The sequence below is a fragment of the Pseudoalteromonas amylolytica genome (genome assembly GCF_001854605.1).
Taxonomy (GTDB): Bacteria; Pseudomonadota; Gammaproteobacteria; order Enterobacterales; family Alteromonadaceae; genus Pseudoalteromonas; species Pseudoalteromonas amylolytica.
Window position 1 is genome coordinate 351,518 of sequence record NZ_MKJU01000030.1, and the last position, 16,998, is coordinate 368,515.

The 16,998-nt window shown below is 43.8% G+C and carries 19 protein-coding genes; 5 read left to right on the forward strand and 14 right to left on the reverse strand.

Annotated elements, in window-relative coordinates:
- Positions 1 to 14: 14 nt before the first annotated feature.
- Positions 15 to 920 carry a TIGR01777 family oxidoreductase gene (locus tag BET10_RS17470; RefSeq protein WP_070986867.1) on the reverse strand — a complete coding sequence of 302 codons (906 nt, stop codon included), beginning with the start codon at positions 918 to 920 and terminating at the stop codon, positions 15 to 17.
- 130 nt (positions 921 to 1,050) lie between these two features.
- Here BET10_RS17470 and BET10_RS17475 point away from each other — a divergent pair, with 130 nt between their 5' ends.
- Positions 1,051 to 2,070 (forward strand): AI-2E family transporter, encoded by a 1,020-nt coding sequence (locus BET10_RS17475; protein WP_070986868.1) that lies wholly within the window; start codon positions 1,051 to 1,053, stop codon positions 2,068 to 2,070.
- A gap of 8 nt (positions 2,071 to 2,078) precedes the next feature.
- Here BET10_RS17475 and BET10_RS17480 read toward each other — a convergent pair whose 3' ends face one another.
- From BET10_RS17480 to BET10_RS17500, 5 genes are all read right to left on the reverse strand, one after another.
- Positions 2,079 to 2,489 carry a hypothetical protein gene (locus BET10_RS17480; protein ID WP_070986869.1) on the reverse strand — a complete coding sequence of 137 codons (411 nt, stop codon included), beginning with the start codon at positions 2,487 to 2,489 and terminating at the stop codon, positions 2,079 to 2,081.
- Positions 2,476 to 3,816 carry an ATP-binding protein gene (locus tag BET10_RS17485; protein WP_070986870.1) on the reverse strand — a complete coding sequence of 447 codons (1,341 nt, stop codon included), beginning with the start codon at positions 3,814 to 3,816 and terminating at the stop codon, positions 2,476 to 2,478. Before BET10_RS17485 ends, BET10_RS17480 begins: the two co-directional genes overlap by 14 nt.
- Positions 3,810 to 4,484 (reverse strand): response regulator transcription factor, encoded by a 675-nt coding sequence (locus BET10_RS17490; protein ID WP_070986871.1) that lies wholly within the window; start codon positions 4,482 to 4,484, stop codon positions 3,810 to 3,812. Before BET10_RS17490 ends, BET10_RS17485 begins: the two co-directional genes overlap by 7 nt.
- Positions 4,485 to 4,486: 2 nt before the next feature.
- Positions 4,487 to 4,732, reverse strand: coding sequence for a PepSY domain-containing protein (locus tag BET10_RS17495; protein WP_070986872.1), 246 nt, complete (start codon positions 4,730 to 4,732; stop codon positions 4,487 to 4,489).
- 77 nt (positions 4,733 to 4,809) lie between these two features.
- Complete coding sequence (locus BET10_RS17500) at positions 4,810 to 5,109, reverse strand: YciI family protein (RefSeq protein ID WP_070986873.1); 300 nt, start codon at positions 5,107 to 5,109, stop codon at positions 4,810 to 4,812.
- Positions 5,110 to 5,282: 173 nt separating this feature from the next.
- Here BET10_RS17500 and BET10_RS17505 point away from each other — a divergent pair, with 173 nt between their 5' ends.
- On the forward strand, positions 5,283 to 6,707 hold the full coding sequence (locus tag BET10_RS17505) for a sodium-dependent transporter (RefSeq protein WP_070986874.1): 1,425 nt from the start codon (positions 5,283 to 5,285) through the stop codon (positions 6,705 to 6,707).
- 81 nt (positions 6,708 to 6,788) lie between these two features.
- Here BET10_RS17505 and BET10_RS17510 read toward each other — a convergent pair whose 3' ends face one another.
- Together BET10_RS17510 and BET10_RS17515 are read right to left on the reverse strand one after the other, a co-directional pair.
- Complete coding sequence (locus BET10_RS17510) at positions 6,789 to 7,430, reverse strand: CPBP family intramembrane glutamic endopeptidase (protein WP_070986953.1); 642 nt, start codon at positions 7,428 to 7,430, stop codon at positions 6,789 to 6,791.
- Between the two features lie 100 nt (positions 7,431 to 7,530).
- Positions 7,531 to 8,118 carry an inner membrane-spanning protein YciB gene (locus BET10_RS17515; RefSeq protein ID WP_070986875.1) on the reverse strand — a complete coding sequence of 196 codons (588 nt, stop codon included), beginning with the start codon at positions 8,116 to 8,118 and terminating at the stop codon, positions 7,531 to 7,533.
- Between the two features lie 155 nt (positions 8,119 to 8,273).
- On the opposite strand from BET10_RS17515, the gene BET10_RS17520 reads away from it, so the two are divergent.
- Complete coding sequence (locus BET10_RS17520; protein WP_070986876.1) at positions 8,274 to 8,558, forward strand: HU family DNA-binding protein; 285 nt, start codon at positions 8,274 to 8,276, stop codon at positions 8,556 to 8,558.
- On the opposite strand, the gene trpA is transcribed toward BET10_RS17520, so the two are convergent.
- From trpA to BET10_RS17550, 6 genes are read right to left on the reverse strand one after another with little or no spacing between them, the layout of a single operon-like run.
- Positions 8,555 to 9,361, reverse strand: a complete 807-nt coding sequence (gene trpA / locus BET10_RS17525) for a tryptophan synthase subunit alpha (protein ID WP_070986877.1) — start codon at positions 9,359 to 9,361, stop codon at positions 8,555 to 8,557. The genes BET10_RS17520 and trpA overlap by 4 nt on opposite strands.
- Positions 9,361 to 10,545, reverse strand: a complete 1,185-nt coding sequence (trpB, locus tag BET10_RS17530) for a tryptophan synthase subunit beta (protein WP_070986954.1) — start codon at positions 10,543 to 10,545, stop codon at positions 9,361 to 9,363. Before trpB ends, trpA begins: the two co-directional genes overlap by 1 nt.
- 7 nt (positions 10,546 to 10,552) lie before the next feature.
- A complete protein-coding gene (gene trpCF, locus BET10_RS17535; RefSeq protein ID WP_070986878.1) occupies positions 10,553 to 11,920 on the reverse strand; it encodes a bifunctional indole-3-glycerol-phosphate synthase TrpC/phosphoribosylanthranilate isomerase TrpF in 1,368 nt (455 codons plus the stop codon).
- Complete coding sequence (gene trpD, locus BET10_RS17540) at positions 11,913 to 12,920, reverse strand: anthranilate phosphoribosyltransferase (protein WP_070986879.1); 1,008 nt, start codon at positions 12,918 to 12,920, stop codon at positions 11,913 to 11,915. The genes trpCF and trpD overlap by 8 nt, the downstream gene beginning before the upstream one ends.
- 8 nt (positions 12,921 to 12,928) lie before the next feature.
- Positions 12,929 to 13,519: an aminodeoxychorismate/anthranilate synthase component II gene (locus BET10_RS17545; RefSeq protein ID WP_070986880.1), complete on the reverse strand. Its 591-nt coding sequence runs from the start codon at positions 13,517 to 13,519 to the stop codon at positions 12,929 to 12,931.
- Positions 13,509 to 15,089, reverse strand: coding sequence for an anthranilate synthase component 1 (locus BET10_RS17550; protein WP_070986881.1), 1,581 nt, complete (start codon positions 15,087 to 15,089; stop codon positions 13,509 to 13,511). Before BET10_RS17550 ends, BET10_RS17545 begins: the two co-directional genes overlap by 11 nt.
- Positions 15,090 to 15,522: 433 nt before the next feature.
- Here BET10_RS17550 and rnm point away from each other — a divergent pair, with 433 nt between their 5' ends.
- Positions 15,523 to 16,371, forward strand: a complete 849-nt coding sequence (gene rnm, locus BET10_RS17555; protein WP_070986882.1) for an RNase RNM — start codon at positions 15,523 to 15,525, stop codon at positions 16,369 to 16,371.
- A gap of 1 nt (position 16,372) precedes the next feature.
- Positions 16,373 to 16,993 carry an L-threonylcarbamoyladenylate synthase gene (locus BET10_RS17560; protein WP_070986883.1) on the forward strand — a complete coding sequence of 207 codons (621 nt, stop codon included), beginning with the start codon at positions 16,373 to 16,375 and terminating at the stop codon, positions 16,991 to 16,993.
- Positions 16,994 to 16,998 lie beyond the last annotated feature (5 nt).

Consider the following 16,998-nt stretch of genomic DNA (forward strand, 5'->3'; position numbering starts at 1 on the left):
GCGCTAATAAAGTGCTACCTGTCTCGCACTAGTAAGCTTGTGAAAGCATCGTTTATATCGCTAAACCTAAAGTGATAACCTGATTTTAGGACTCGCTTAGGTATTACAGCCTGCCCATATATGAGCAAATCAGCCATTTCACCAAACATCAGACGCAGTGCTTTTTCGGGCATTTTGAATACAGTTGGCCTATGTAAAACCTGTCCAAGTGCTTTGGTAAAGTCCAAATTGCTAACTGGTGAGGGGGCGGTAACATTAAATATACCGCTAAGCTCTTGATGTTTTAGTAAATATAAAATGATATGGACCATATCATCAATGTGGATCCAAGACATCATTTGCTCACCGCTAGCAAGTGGTCCGCCTAAACCAAACTTGAACGCAGGCAGCATTTTCTTTAATGCGCCACCGTGTTGGCTGAGCACAATGCCAGTGCGCAAAATGCATACTCTGGTTTGCTCACTTTGAGCACGTAAAGCGACGTCTTCCCACTGTTTACAAAGCTGATGACTAAATTCTTGGTACGGACGATGACAAGTTTCATCAATGACAACGTCATTTGGCTGTCGCCCATAAAATCCAACGGCACTGCCGGAGATTAAGGTGTGTGGAGGGGTTTGTGCAGCCGCTATTTTAGTAACCAGTTGCTCAGTGATATCTAATCTACTTTCACAAATAGCACGTTTTTGTTTTGCGCTCCAGCGTTTGTCAGCGATGGGCTCGCCCGCTAAATTAATCACGGCATCAAGGTTGTTAAAATCGACATGCCCTAACGTATCCACACAGGTTACACGACTTCTAAATTGCTGTTGAGCTTTGACTATATTTCGGGTTAATACGCTGACTTGATGTTTGTTGTACAAAAAGCGACATAGTTGGTCACCGATTAAACCCGTTGCGCCAGTTACCAATATATTCATAACACGGTGCTCTAAACCTATTCATATATCATTAGTGTAGGTAATTTACGGAAAATATTGAATAAAGATCAAAACGTTTTATTTTCAGCTAGATTCAATTACACTTTGAAAAAAATAATAAGGAATTCAAGTGTCTTCATTGTCTGGAATAAATAAGAGCCTCGTCGTACTTGCATCATTGGTAATAGTGCTAGCAGGCATAAAGTTAGCCAGTGATATTGTTGTTCCTTTTATACTCGCGGCCTTTATCGCCATTATTTGCAATCCACTGTTGAAGTTTTTTGCTCGCTTTAATATCCCAAAAGGGATAGCAATTATTTTAGTCATCGCACTTATTCTGGCGATTGGCACCAGCATAGCGGGTTTGGTCGGACAATCTGTAAACGATTTTTCTCAGCAGTTGCCAAACTACCGTGAGCAATTGCAAAGCAAATTTATCTGGCTGGTCGACGCGGCAGCACAACATAATATTTTGATAGATAAACAACAAATTATCGCTTTGTTTGACCCAGGTAAGATGATCGATATGGCTTCATCTATGCTGACGGGGTTAGGTGGGGTGATGGCAAATGTATTCTTGATTATTTTGACCGTGGTGTTCATGTTGTTTGAAGCACCAACCATTGCGAATAAGGTTCATTTGGCCCTAGACGATCCTGAAATGAAGCTAAAGCAAATAGACCGTTTCTTGGAGTCAATTAACTCTTATCTTGCGATAAAAACACTCGTATCTTTGGCGACAGGCTTGTGTGCGTCGCTGATGTTGTGGCTACTGAATATAGACTATTTTATTCTTTGGGGAGTCGTTGCTTTTTTTCTCAACTATATCCCCAACATTGGTTCTATTATCGCCGCGATACCAGCTGTTTTGTTGGCCCTGGTCACGCAGGGGCCGATTATAGCTGGCCTAGTAGCTGCAGGGTATGTCACGATTAATACAGTGATGGGTAATATTGTAGAGCCCAAATACATGGGACGTGGGTTAGGGTTGTCAGCATTGGTGGTATTTTTATCATTGATTTTCTGGGGGTGGTTGTTAGGGACCGTTGGCATGCTGCTTTCAGTGCCACTGACTATGGTGGTCAAAATCGCACTAGAAAATAGCGAAGATGGTCACTGGTTATCTACATTACTAGGTAGCGCAGAGTAGTGAATACGTTAGTAGGGTATCTGTAAATCTTCAATGTGCCGACGTAGCATTCGTACGGTACATTTTTTATGTACGATTGATGCCTTGATAGAGTTGGGCAAAGTATGTAAATAACGCCACTTACAGGTGTCCTCCATATATTGCTCCTGATATACAACAGCTCGTTTGATGATGGGCATCAATTGCGTATTACCTGTCTGCGCTTGGAGGATTTCTATGTCGTGAAGTAGTTTATTGATCCAACTTTGCTGATATCTTCGCAGCATATCAATATTGCTATCAAGGCATTGAATATAGATTTTAGAGTCAATAGGGTGGTAGCTCTCAAGCGCTGAGCAGTCGGTTAAGGAAACATCTGTTGGGTTTGCATTGGCAATCAGTGGCGATAGAAAAAAGGCCGCCGAGCTAATTTTTTTCATAATTGAATTCAATTAAAAACCTCGCACCTGAAAACTTAGAGCTTCCTATCTCCATTGTACCATGGTAAGAATTAACTAAGTCAGACACAATTGCCATCCCAACTCCGTGGCCAGCTTCATAAGTATCTAAACGGCTACCCCTTTTGAGTAACTCAGAGCGTTGGTGCTCCGGTATACCAGGGCCATCATCTTCTATTTCGAGCGCGAGGGTTTGGCTTTTATCAAAACGCACACAAATCTCTACACGTGTCTTACATGCTTTACATGCGTTGTCGATAATGTTGCCCAAAATCTCCATTAAATCTGTTTTATCACCCAAAAAGGCGATCTTTTCTGTGCACTGCGAATTAAAAGTGATGTCTTTATCATGATAGACCTTTTTCATCGCATTTAAAATTGAGTCGAGTACTGGTTTAATCAGTGTTTGCTTTTTCCAAGTGTCAGATGCACCGGTAGCAGCGCGTTTAAGCTGATGTTCTATCATGGCATTAATGCGGTCCAATTGCTCCTGAGCATCCTCATCATCAGCGAGTTTACTGGACTTTAATACTGCAAGCGGGGTTTTGAGAGCGTGCGCTAAATCACTTAAAGAAGCCCTATAACGTTCTTTCTGGCGACGTTGGGAGTCCAGAAGCAGATTTAAATCAGACTTGATGATTAATAGCTCTTTTGGATAGATACCTGTGATTTTTTCAATTTTACCAGCCTCAATCTCTTTAATTTCTTTGTCTAATCTTTGTAGTGGTCTTGCATTCCAGATAAAACCTATCGCCATCAAAGCCGCGATTATCACGCCCATAACCAGCATCCAGTTGATGAGGGTATTTCTAAACCCTGACATTAACTCAACCAGCGCTTTATTATCCCTTAGCAAAATGAATCGGGCGTGTTGAGAGTAATCTGCGTTTCCTAAAATCACGGTGAGACTGAGTTGCCAGTACTTTTGGTCACCATATTCAACAAGTTTAAATTCAGCGGCGCCAGCCTCAGAGTCATCAAATATTGGCGAGATAGAAAGATTCACGGCAGACTCGGAGTACCACACTAGGCTTTGCCCTTGATAAATGAGTGCAAAGGTATCTGAATTTATTCTGTTCAACTCTGGGGCAAGAATGGTGCGTGGCATTTCAATACCATCTTCTAGAAATTCTACTTCAGAGATCAAAGAGTACAGGTGTGCTTCGAGTGTTTTTTCTGTCGCGTCGACTAAGGATGCATGATATGCACGACCAATTGAGAAAAACAGAGCGGGTAGTGCTATTACAAGCACAAAGACAAGGATAAATCCTTGTCTTATTTTTAGGGAGATTTGTGCTGGTTTTACCACTGAGTTTTGAACCTGTATCCTCTACCACGTAAAGTTTCGACCGGGTTTAAAACACCATCTGGGTCAAGTTTCTTGCGCAGTCGCAATACAAATACTTCAATCACGTTCGAGTCCAAGTCAAAGTCTTGATCGTAGATGTGCTCGGTTAACTCAGATTTAGATATCACTTTCTGAGGGTTAACCATCATATATTCAAGAACCTTGTATTCGTAAGCGGTCAACGATAGCTCTTGATCGTTTACCCATACTTGCTGTGAGCGAGTATGAATTTTAATCGGTCCAATGCAGATCTCAGGGTTTGCCTGTCCAGCACTTCTGCGTATCAGTGCGTTACAGCGTGCAATCAGTTCTTCAACGTGAAACGGCTTGGTTAAATAATCATCTGCACCTGCATCCAAGCCTTCTACTTTATCTTGCCAGCGGTCACGTGCGGTTAAAATTAAAATCGGGATTTTAATACCAGCAGCTCTGGCACGTCTGATGATTTCAATACCATCAATTTTAGGTAAGCCTAAATCGATCACAGCCATGTCTAACGGGTATTCAGTTAAATGAAATAACCCGGATTCACCATCGTGGCATAAATCGATACTATATTTTTCTTTTTCAAGAGCCGAACGCAGATTTTCAGCCAACTGTACATCATCTTCGATTACTAAAATTCGCATTTCTAATCCTTCTTGACTGTCCCATTCTTTTTATCGACGCGGATATCTACAACACGGCCATCATCTCGTAAGATTCTGACTATATAATCGTCACTTTGTTCAGTAATCTTTAATGTTCTACCCTGACATTCAGCCAAAGCAAGCTCAACGGCTTGCTTTTTACTGATTGGTTCACCCTTGGGTGTTTGACCAAGCACTTGCGTGCATGTAAGGCAGGTAAAAAGCAGGAAACAAACTGACAATCGCATTCTACTAAGCTCCACGGGGCTTGGGTTGCTTAACACTTAACGTCACTCTACGACGAGCGTAATTAACCAAAACTGAACTAAGGCAATACTTTTTTGTACGGTTTTACAACACTATGCTCATAGACGCCCGCAGCAATATATGGATCGGCGCTTGCCCAAGCTTGAGCATCTGCTAAAGAATCAAATTGTGCAATTACCAACGAGCCCGTAAAACCTGCCTGGCCTGGGTCCTCGTTATCAATCGCAGGCAATGGCCCAGCTGCAAACAATCGGTTTTGCTCTTTGAGATCAGTTAAGCGAGCAAGGTGTTCTGGCCGAGTAGCGAGACGTTTTTCCAACGAGTTTTCAACGTCGGTAGAATAAATCATATACAGCATAGGAGCGAATCAAAGGTAAATTAAATAAACACTTATATTAGTCTGCTTTGCGTTGTCTTGTAAATGGCTTAGGGAATTTGTCTACCCCTTTATCCTTTTACACTTGAAAACCGCACGTCAAGGCTGGTAGAGTCGCTCGGATATTCCGAAAAAATAATAATAAGGTTTTCCGCATGAGTGCAAATCGTGAGCATTTTAGCTCTCGACTGGGTTTTATCTTAGCGGCCGCAGGATCTGCGGTTGGTATTGGTAACCTAGTTGGTTTTCCTGTGTCAGCGACAAAAAATGGCGGTGGCGCCTTTCTATTGGTTTATGCGTTGTTTGTTGCTTTTATTTGTTTACCCGTAATGATGGCTGAAATGGCCATGGGCCGTAAGGCACAAAAAGACCCATACGGAGCATACAAAGCACTTTCTGGTGGTGACAAGCGCTGGTCTATTGCCGGAGGGTTGTCTGTTTTGACGCCATTTATGATAGCCGTGTTCTACATGGTGATCACGGTGTGGATTTTTGGATATTTGGCACAAACGGCGCTGGGCAACTTAGATGCATTAGCGAATCCCAGCCATTTTGGGCAGTTTATTAATCAAACGAGTGTGTTCTGGTACATGTTGTTAGTGGGGGTTATTGTTAACTTGATCCTCGTAGGCGGTGTGAAACAGGGGATTGAAAAAGCGGCTAAGTTTTTAATGCCAACCTTGTTTGTACTTTTGATTGGTCTGGTTGCGTATGTTCTGACTCTTGATAACGCTATGGCAGGTGTGCGCTATTACATTGTGCCTGACTTTTCTAAAATGAATGCCAGCGTGCTTAATGGGGCGTTATCACAAGCATTCTTTTCGCTATCTTTGGGAATGGGTATTTTGATGACTTACGCGTCCTATATCTCTAAAAAGGATGACATTGTTGGTGGCGCGAAAATGGTAGCGATTACAGACTCATTGGTTGCATTTATTGCAGGCCTGATGGTGTTGCCTGCAATCTTTAGTTTTAATCCGGCTACTAATACTGATGAGCTATCAGAGTCATCTGTTTCTATGATATTCGAATTCTTACCCAAGATTTTACTCGCGCTACAAACGGATATTGGTTACGTGGGTGCATCTATCGTTGCTTTTATTTTCTTTTTGTTAGTGTTTTTTGCAGCGATCACCTCTTTGGTATCAATTGTTGAAGTACCCACTTCCGCTTTAATGGAAGAAAAAGGTGTTAGCCGTAAAATGGCATTACTTATTCTGGCAGTATCGACAGGCTTGTTAACAGTATTGTGTACTATGTCGTTTGGCATGGTCGAAGGGTTGACCAAGTTTGTTAGCTATGGTGGTAGTGATAAGAGCATGTTTGACTTAGTCTATGATGTTTTCTACGACACGATATTGCCACTTAACGGCCTTATGGTTTGTTTGTTTGTGATTTATCGTTGGAAGAAGGCGAATCTATCAGCAGAACTCGCACAGGGCTGTGAAAGCTATACTGGCAGTTTGGTGGAGAAGTACGTTAATTTCTCACTGTCTACTTTCATCCCAGTGGTACTGGTGGTGATCTTTGCTAACACAGTGGCTACCAAATTTTTTGCATTTAGCTTATTTGGATTTTAAACGCTATCACCTTAGTTAAGCCGGGCTAAGTCCCGGCTTTTTATGTCAGATTCCTATTGCCATAAAGACTGTTGCCACGCCCTAGAAGGTTACGCCAGAGTCTAAGTATTGCCCCAGTCCAAGTGTAAATATCCATAACCCCCATAAACTGTGCTCTAGCACACAAACCATCAGTGAACGGCTGTGAGCATAGGTGTATGAAAACAACAGGCCGCCCACGAATGACAAGGCGATAGCAACCCAGTTGTCGTAGACGCTATGAGCGAGTGCAAACACCGTAGCACTGAGTATGATACGCGAGCTTTTTTTCGGCAAAATGCGCTTGTAGCGGTGGAAGAAGTAACTTCTAAATATCAGCTCTTGTGGCAGTACCGACAGCAGTGGGTAGGCAACCAGCAAATACAGCCACTGCGTTGTAGAGTCAAGAGGAAAGGCAAACCAATGCTCTTGATTAAACATGCCATACAGCATGGCTGAAAAAAGTGCACCACTGAGAAATGTGGTAAATAAACGCCGTTTTATCGTCGAGAACTGCCCTAAACTGGTGAGTCTAAAGCGTTTAAAATGGGGGTCATTTAAGAGTAAAAAGCTACATATTATCATCAAGATAATAAGGGCAGGGAACAGCCAGTTGGCCAAATGATCACGAAATATATATGCCAAAGTTGGTAAACAAAAAAAGATTAAAAACAGTTCACACCAGCGGTATTGACTTGCGTTCAAGGACATTCTCGCTTTGCTTCGTTTTACAAAAACTATAGCAGCAAAAATGTCCTCAAAAGTGACATTCTTTAGAATATATGGCAGTTTTCTGTCGTTAGGGTCAGCCGTTGTCTTCAGGTAAGTATTTATAAATGCGCATCATGGTCAGCAAGATTGCCACAAAGGTGATGCCCATGAGCCCGAATACTTTAAAATTAACCCAAGTATCGAGTGAAAAGTTGTATGCCACATACAAATTAAGCGCTGAAATAAAGGCCAGTAGCATCATCCACATCAAGTTTAGTTGCTCATAGATTGATTTTGGGATCACAATGGGTGTGTTGTCGGTTTTATCACCCTGTTCTTTTTCGCTCACTGATTTAAGCAAGCCTAATAGTGCTTTTTCTACTAGATTCTTTTTAAAAACATATCGAGAAATCAGCAGTGATAGCGCTAAAATTGCATAAATGACAGTGGCTTTCCACATTATGAACTGTTCGTCTTGGAACAAAATTGTCATCCCACCAAGCACCAGTGCTATAGCAAAAAATACCCAGTGTCGGGTCGCGATATGACCACTTTGGAAATAGTGATAAGCCAGTTGGATCACAGAAGTGACAATAAGTACGCCTGTAGCCCAATAGATATCGACAAATTTATAAACGGCAAAAAATAATATTAACGGAAGATACTCAAGCAATGTAGCCATTTAGGTTACCTTTTTATTTGTAATGCCTTGGTTTTACCAAGTTCCGAGGGGAAGTTCAAGATTGACATTTGTAGGCTAACTCCTTAGCCTCTGCGCTTTTTACAAATGTGCAGCGGTATTGTTGCATAATTAGACAGTCCAGAAAGTGAGTAGTAATGAATAAATCTGAATTGATCACCACGATGTCTGCAAAGAGTGAGTTGAGTAAAAAGGATAGCCAAGCTGCGTTGAATAGCCTTTTAGCAATTATTCAAAAGCGCCTGTCAGAAGGGGATCAAATGCCGATTTCTGGGCTTGGTACATTTGCATTAAGTTACCATCCACAAAAAGCGGGCCGCAATCCACAAACGGGTGAAGCTATTATAATCGCAGGGGCGAATAAAGTGCAGTTTAAAGCGGCTAAGGCGCTAAAAGACGCCTTAGCCTCAGCAAGCAATTAGCGTACGGTTGCTTCTTTCATCTGTGAGACAAACGCCTGTATTTCGTCTAGCAGTTTACTAGGGTCATCGATGTTTTTTTCAATGATCTTAACCACAGCCGAACCAGAAATCGCGCCTGCAGCACCACAGTCAAGTGCTGCTTTAACGTGTTCCGGGGTAGAAATACCAAAGCCCAGCAAAGTAGGCGCAGCATGATATTCGCTCAACTTAGTGATGATTGAATCGGCTGGCATTTGCGCGCTGGTTTCTGTGCCTGTTACACCCGAGCGCGAAAGCAGATAGGTATAGCCCCGACCATAACTTGCACACTCTCTGAGCGTGTCATCATTGGCATTAGGAGTTGCAATAAATATTGGTTCAATGCCAACGTTTTGCGCCGCTCTTCGAAATGGTTTTGACTCAAGCAACGGCACATCGGCCACTAAGATAGAGTCGACACCTGCTTCTTTTGCTTGGCGATAAAAGGTTTCTATACCTTTGGCAAAAATGAGGTTTGAATACAACAACAACCCGATAGGGATATCGCTGTTGTATTGACGCACTTGTTTGATTATCTCAAGGCAATCCTCGGTATTGGTGTTATCTGCTAATGCACGAATATTGGCAGATTGAATTACGGGACCATCCGCGATAGGGTCTGAGAATGGGATGCCAAGCTCTAGGGCATCAGCGCCTCCATCAATAAGGCGTTTAATGATCTCAAGACTGAGCGCTTTGTTAGGATCGCCAATCGTAACGAATGGCACGAAGGCCCCTTGATTGTTTTCTGCTAGGGTACTAAACATCTGTGCGTAGCGACTCATTATAGCTCTCCTCGCTCATTTAAAACTTGATGTACATGGGCTAAATCTTTGTCGCCACGACCACTTAAATTGACCACAATGATAGTTTCTTCAGTTTGTTGCTCAGCATATTTCAGCGCGTATGCCAATGCATGACTAGATTCAAGCGCAGGAATTATTCCCTCATGCTTTGCCAGTGACTGGAATGCATCCAGTGCTTCGGTGTCAGTTATGGCAACATACTCAGCACGACCTGATTCATGTAAGTAGGCATGTTGAGGGCCAACCGCTGGGTAATCTAACCCAGCAGAAACTGAGTGTGACTCTTCTATTTGTCCATCGCCATTTTGCATGATGTAAGTATATGCACCATGTAGGATCCCTTTGGAGCCTTTGCACAGCGCAGCGCCGTGTTCTGCTGTATCTAGCCCTTTACCCGCAGGTTCAATGCCAATCAGCTTGACTCCTTCTTCTTTGATAAAGTCGCTAAACATACCAATCGCATTTGAGCCGCCGCCCACACACGCCATCACTACGTCAGGCAAGCGACCTTCAGCTTCAAGAATTTGTTGCTTAGCCTCTTCACCAATCATTTTTTGGAACTCACGAACAACGGTTGGGAAGGGGTGAGGACCCGCTGCCGTACCTAACAGGTAGTGCGCGGTTTTGTAGTTGGCTGACCAGTCACGCATTGCTTCGTTCACGGCGTCTTTAAGCGTACCAGAGCCCGCCGTAACAGGAATCACTTCAGCACCCATTAAACGCATTCTAAAGACATTGGGTTGTTGACGCTCTACGTCTTTTGCACCCATGTACACACGACATTTCAAGCCTAGCAAGGCACAAGCAAGCGCCGTTGCCACACCGTGTTGACCAGCGCCAGTCTCTGCAATAACTTCATTTTTGCCCATGCGTTTAGTCAATAATGCCTGACCTAACACCTGATTAGTTTTGTGGGCACCACCGTGTAGCAAGTCTTCACGTTTTAGATATAGTTTAACGTTAGGGTTGCGCACCAAGTTACGTGTCAATGTTAGTGGCGTAGGGCGGCCAGCATATTCATTGAGCAATTGTTGAAATTCTCTCAAAAACTCAGGGTCCTGCTGGGCTTTGTTAAATTCTTGCTCAAGCTGCTTGAGCGCTGGGACGAGTAACTCTGGGACAAACATGCCACCAAAGTCACCAAAATAAGCTGCGTTGTTCATTTCCACCTCAATAATTCCTAATGTTTGAAAAAGCGTTTTGTAATTTTTGCTGACATTTTTTACCAGGGCTTAACTCTACCCCAGAGTTCAAATCAACTCCTTGTGCACCCAGCTGGGTCGCAGCAAGTACGTTGTCGGGGTTTATGCCACCGGCAAGCATATAGTTATTGGCCACTTGAGAGCTTAATAATTGCCAGTCAAATTGAATGCCTGTACCGCCAAAACCCTCGTTGGTTTTGGTATCATAAAGGTGTTTATCAACACCTTGTATTGGGCTTGGTAATACATCACGAACACCTTGTGCTTTCCATATCTGGCAGGTGACTGGTAATTGACTACGTAAGGTAGCAATATATGTTTCGTCTTCTTGACCGTGTAATTGTACAGCACTGAGTTTAAGAACTTGAACATATTCAACGACCTGTTCAATATCGGCATTGACGAATACGCCTACATAGTGAAGCGGTGCGCTATCAATGACGGCTTTGGCACAGTCTAAGTCCACATATCTTGGTGATTTAGGATAGAAGATAAGCCCGCCGTAAAGCGCTCCGGCTTGATAGGCAGCTTGTGCATCCTGAGAGCGCGTCAAGCCGCATACCTTGTTCTCTCCTAGGATCAACTTTCGACAGGCGGCATCTAAGTTACGTTCCGCCATAAGCGAACTGCCAACCAAAAAGCCATCACACAATGGCGCTAAGCGTTTAACGTCTTGGTGAGTATAAATACCAGATTCTGAGATCACGATCTTGTCGTCTGGAATAAGCTTGCGTAGTTGCTCTGTGGTTGCTAAGTCTGTGCTCAAATCTCGCAGGTTGCGGTTATTGATACCGATGATTTGTGCATCAAGAGCGAGCGCTCGCTGTACTTCTTGTTCATTACTCACTTCGGTGAGCACGGCCATGTTAAGACCTTGAGCAAGTTGAGACAATTGCGCATATTGGGCATCATCTAACACAGATAGCATCAACAAGATGGCATCACCGCCATGTAAACGCGCCAAATAAACTTGGTATTCGTCGATAAAAAAATCTTTGCAGATCAGTGGTTGATCAACTCTTTGGCGAACATAGCTTAGGAAGTCAAAGCTACCTTGAAAATACTTTTCGTCAGTCAATACGCTAATGCAGCTGGCATAACGTTTATATACAGAAGTGATTTCATCAAGGTCAAAATGGTCTCGGATCAGCCCCTTAGATGGAGAAGCCTTTTTGCACTCTAAAATAAACTGTGTACCAAGGGTGGCCAGAGCGGCATAAAAGTCGCGTTGGCTAGGCTCCACCTTATGTATAAAATCTTCAAGTGGTAATGTGGCCTTTCTTTGTTCAAGTTCGACACGCTTATCGGCAACAATTTTTTCCAATACGTTAGCCATGATTACTTACCTCAACAATATCTGTGAGCTTTTGGTATGCTCTGCCCGATGCCAGTACTTCCAATACGTGTGCTGTGGCTTCTTTAAAGCTCTCTGCTTTTTGTTCCATCACCAAAAGCGCCGCCACATTCGCTGCAATCGCTGCGTTATGGGCATCTTTGCCTTGGCCTTTTAAAATATTCAAACTCGCTTTGGCGTTATACTCTGGCGTATCCCCTGCGATGTCTGCAAGCGAATAGTTTTCAAGGCCAAAGTCTTGCGCATTGAGGGTGTAGTGTGTCAGCTCGCCTTGATTAAGCTCAGTGACTTGAGTTTCACCGTGTAGTGCAATTTCGTCGGTGCCTGCGCCATGAACTATCATGGCTCTTTCTGTACCAAGCGTTTTTAGCGTTTCAGCCATAGGTGTGCAAAGCGCTGGATCGTAAACCCCAAGTAGCTGAACTTGCGGTGCTGCTGGGTTTGCCAAAGGGCCAAGAATGTTAAAAATAGTGCGCGTTTTGAGGGCTGTTCGCACTGGCATTGCGTGTTTAGTGCCTTGGTGATAGTTGGGCGCGAACAAAAAAGTAAAGCCAGTTTTGGTTAGACACTCACTGGCAACATCACCGCTCATATCTAAATTAATACCCAATGTTTTTAATAAGTCGGCCGAACCAGATTTACTAGATACGCTACGATTACCATGCTTAACCACATTGAGACCACATGCGGCGGCAACAATTGCTGCAGTGGTACTGACATTAATGGTGTTAGCGCCATCGCCGCCCGTACCACAACTATCTACACAGCGTAGTCCATTGTTATTAAAAGGCTTGGCATTGCTTCGCATTGCATTTGCTGCACCAGCTATTTCTTGGGCGCATTCACCTTTCATCTTTAATGCGATCAGTACCGCAGTTAACTCAATCTCACTGAGTTGGCCATGCATGATACTGTCAAACAGTGCACTGCTTTGTACAAAGTCCAGTGACTGTTTTGAAATTAACTTGTTGATGCTATCCATAGTAAATCCTACCGTGTTAAGTATGCGATGCTTTGCTGTAACAAGCGGGCACCATCCGGGGTTAAAATTGACTCGGGGTGAAATTGGTACCCAAGCACTCTATCTTCACTGTGGTATATCGCCATTGGGATATCTTGATAGCTTGCGATAACCTGTAAGCAATCAGGCACATAAGTTGCCATCAGTGAGTGGTAACGCGCCACAGGAAACTGCCTGCCCAATCCCTCAAAAACTGGGTGAGGCAGGGCATCTATAATTGAGGCTTTGCCATGTACGGTTTCTCCAGCATGGCCCACTTCGCCGCCATAGCTTTGGGTTAACGCCTGTTGGCCCAAGCAAATACCCAGCATCGGAAACTTTCCCTTACACAGTTCGATAAGCTCTAATAAACAACCTGCTTGTGCTGGATTACCAGGACCTGGAGAAAGCACCAGAATTACGGGTTGTTGTTCTTGACTCATTTTGTCAAAAATTCGTCTTGCACTGAGGTGGTTACGATACACAACAAGGTCCATACCAAGCAGTGTGAGCTCATCAACTAAGTTATAACTGAACGAATCAAAGTTATCTAAAAAGTAGACTTTTGCGTTAGTGTGCATTGGTCGCTCCCTGATATGTAGATTGTACCGCTTTGATCACAGCCTGTGCTTTGGCGCGTGTTTCATCGGCTTCAGCTTGTGGCACTGAGTCATACACAACCCCAGCGCCAGCCTGAACATAGGCAATATCATTTTTGACAAATGCAGAGCGGATCACGATACAAGAGTCCATCGCGCCGTCGCCTGTCAGGTAGCCAACAGCACCGCCATAACTACCACGGCGTCTTTGTTCTACTTCTCGAACCAATTGCGCCGCTTTCACTTTTGGTGCGCCGACTAAAGTGCCCATGTTCATACAGGCTTGATAAGCGTGCAGTGCGTCTAAGTCAGGTTTGAGCTGGCCGACGACACGTGATACCAAATGCATCACCTGTGAATAGCGGTCTACCTTTAGTAGCTCTTTAGCATGGCGAGTACCAGCTACGCTGATCCGAGCAATATCATTACGGGCCAAATCCACAAGCATTAAATGTTCTGCACGTTCTTTTTTGTCATTACGCAGATCAAGCTCAATGCGGCTGTCGAGATCAGGGTTGATACGGCCGTCGGCAAACTTGCCTCGAGCACGTGTGCCTGCAATTGGATACACTTCTACTTGGTTGCTGTCGACGCAATACTTCAGAGCTGACTCTGGTGATGCGCCAAACAACACGAAGTCCTGATCGTGCATATAAAACATATAAGGACTTGGGTTTTGTTGTTTGAGTTGTTGATAAGCTGCCAGAGGCTGCGCACACGGTAATGAGAAAGTACGAGAGGGTACTACCTGAAAAATATCGCCATCCACAATATTGTGTTTGAGCTGTGACACCTGTTCACAGAAGGTCTCATCATCAATATTTACGTGAACATCCGCTTGGCCTTCATTGGGGGCCGCAAAGTAGGGAGTCAATGCATCACAGTGCGCATTAAGCTCCTCAAGCTGTTTGCCTACCTCGAAGCAGTTAGCGTGCACGTCTGGGCCGTTAAACACGTTGCCAATTAATTCCGTAGTTTGCGCTTGATGATCGATAAGTACCAAGGTTTCCGCGAGATAAAACACATAATCAGGACAGGTGTTTTCCCCATTTGGTACATCTTGTAGCTGCTCAAAGTTGGCAACCATGTCATAAGCAAATACACCCCCTAAGAAAACAGATAGTGGCGTTTCAGAGTTACGTTTAATGCTATTTATGCAGGTACGCAATGCACTGAAGGCGTTGTCTGCTTTGAGCTTACTAAATTCGTCCAGCTCTTCGTCCAGACTTTGATATGTTAATGTCAACGTATCGTCATCAAGCATCGCTGTACAGTTGGCTACTTGTGCTTGTAAGAAGCTGAGCAACTGCTGGCCGTTATTTGATAATGCTTTAACAACGACTTGTTTGCCAATACATTCAATACGCATTGCCGCATCCGCAAGAATAATGCTTTTTACATTATCTTTTGAATCGATTTCTGCTGATTCTAACAACAGTGAGTTTTTCTTTCCCAGTGCAGCGTACAAAGACAAGGGGCTACTTATGTAGTCCCGTCTTTGCCGTATACTGGTCACTTCACCTGGTGTGGTAGTTATGTGACTAAATATCAAACCTCATTCCCCTTTAAAATAAAAAACCCCACTAACTTTTTAGGTTTAGCGGGGTCGTTCAAAAAGTTGCAACAATGCCGTCCCGCTAAGCCAGGCACCACCACCAAAAAGTTGTTTTTGCATTGTTGAACATAGTTTTCCCTGAAAATTAGATATAAAAAAACCCGCTTACATTGAGCGGGTTGATATTTTCGTTAAGACACAACGAATCACCCGCTTTTACGAGTGCCACCACCAAATGTTTTTGCTTACTGTTGTTATCATGGTTTTAGATTTTTTCGTTTACTTGTCTTTAGTGGGTACAGTAAACCGTACTGGTTCATATTCTGTCAACCCCTGCTTTGGCAAAAAGAAAAAATTTCACAGAAACGACACAAACAACAGTGATATACTGTGACCCTGATGACAGCAACTATTTAGATAAAGAGTTCAATTGATAAAATACGATTTACATAGCCATACCACTTTTTCTGATGGTCGTTTGAGCGTGGCTGAACTGCTTGAGCGCGCAACAGAAAAAGGCGTTGATGTACTGGCTATCACAGACCATGACACCACTGCTGCAATCTTACCTGCACAGCAATACATAGAGCAAAACGCACTTGCGCTGGAGTTGATTTCGGGAGTTGAAATTTCCACCAGATGGGAGAGCTTTGAGATCCATATTGTTGGGCTAGCGGTTGATATTCATCACCCCGAATTGGTTAAGTTGCTTGAGACGCAACAAGCGAAACGCCAAGCAAGGGCTGAGGAAATTGGCAGGCGGCTGGAAAAAAGAGGCTATGAGGGCATTTTTGACCGTGCCAAAGAACTGGCCGCAGAGGCCGAGATCACCCGAGCGCATTTTGCAGCTGCATTGGTAGAACGCGGTGTGGCAAAAAATATTCAGGGTGTATTTAAAAAGTTTTTAGCACGTAACAAAACGGGTTATGTGCCGAGCCAGTGGTGTGACATGGCAACCGCTATTGCTGCTATTAAAGCGGCTGGGGGAGTGAGTGTGTTGGCACATCCCGCACGCTACCAAATGTCGAGTAAATGGCTGCGTAAGTTGTTGAATGAGTTTAGCGCGTGTGGCGGTCAAGCGATGGAAGTGGCACAGCCTCAGCAGGCCCCTCCTGAGCGGCAGTTTTTGGGGCAGCTTAGTCGTGAATATAACCTGCTCGCCAGCCAAGGTTCTGACTTTCATTATCCAATGCCTTGGTTAGATTTAGGAAAAAATCTATACTTACCAAAAGATTGCCAAGGTGTTTGGCAGTTTTGGCAAGCAAACGAGGAGTGTTAGCATGAGCCAATTTTTTCATATTCATCCCGAGAATCCACAAGCAAGGCTCATTACACAGGCTGCTGAAATCATCATGCAAGGTGGAGTGGTGGTTTATCCTACCGACTCCGGCTATGCGATAGGTTGTAATATTGGTAACAAACAAGCCAAAGAACGTATTGAACGTATTCGTGGTATTGAAAAGCACCATAACTTTACGCTCATGTGCCGTGATTTATCTGAACTGGCGACCTATGCACGTGTTGATAATCAAATGTTTCGGCTTATAAAAAACAACACACCCGGGCCGTACACCTTTATTTTTAAAGGCACGAAAGAAGTGCCAAAGCGACTGCTAAACGACAAGAAAAAGACCATAGGTATTCGAGTCACTGATCATCCAATCACTACCGCTTTATTGGCCCAGTTGGGAGAGCCGTTGATGTCTTGTTCGTTGATTTTACCGAATGAGCAATTTACCGAATCGGACCCCGATGAGATAAGAATGCGGCTAGAAAAGCAAGTGGACCTGATTATCCACGGTGGCTTTTTGATAGAACAAGCTACCACCGTAATTGATTTGTCAGAAGACGACGTTGAGATTTTACGCGTGGGGTGTGGTGATACCTCTCCATTTGAGTAACCTTT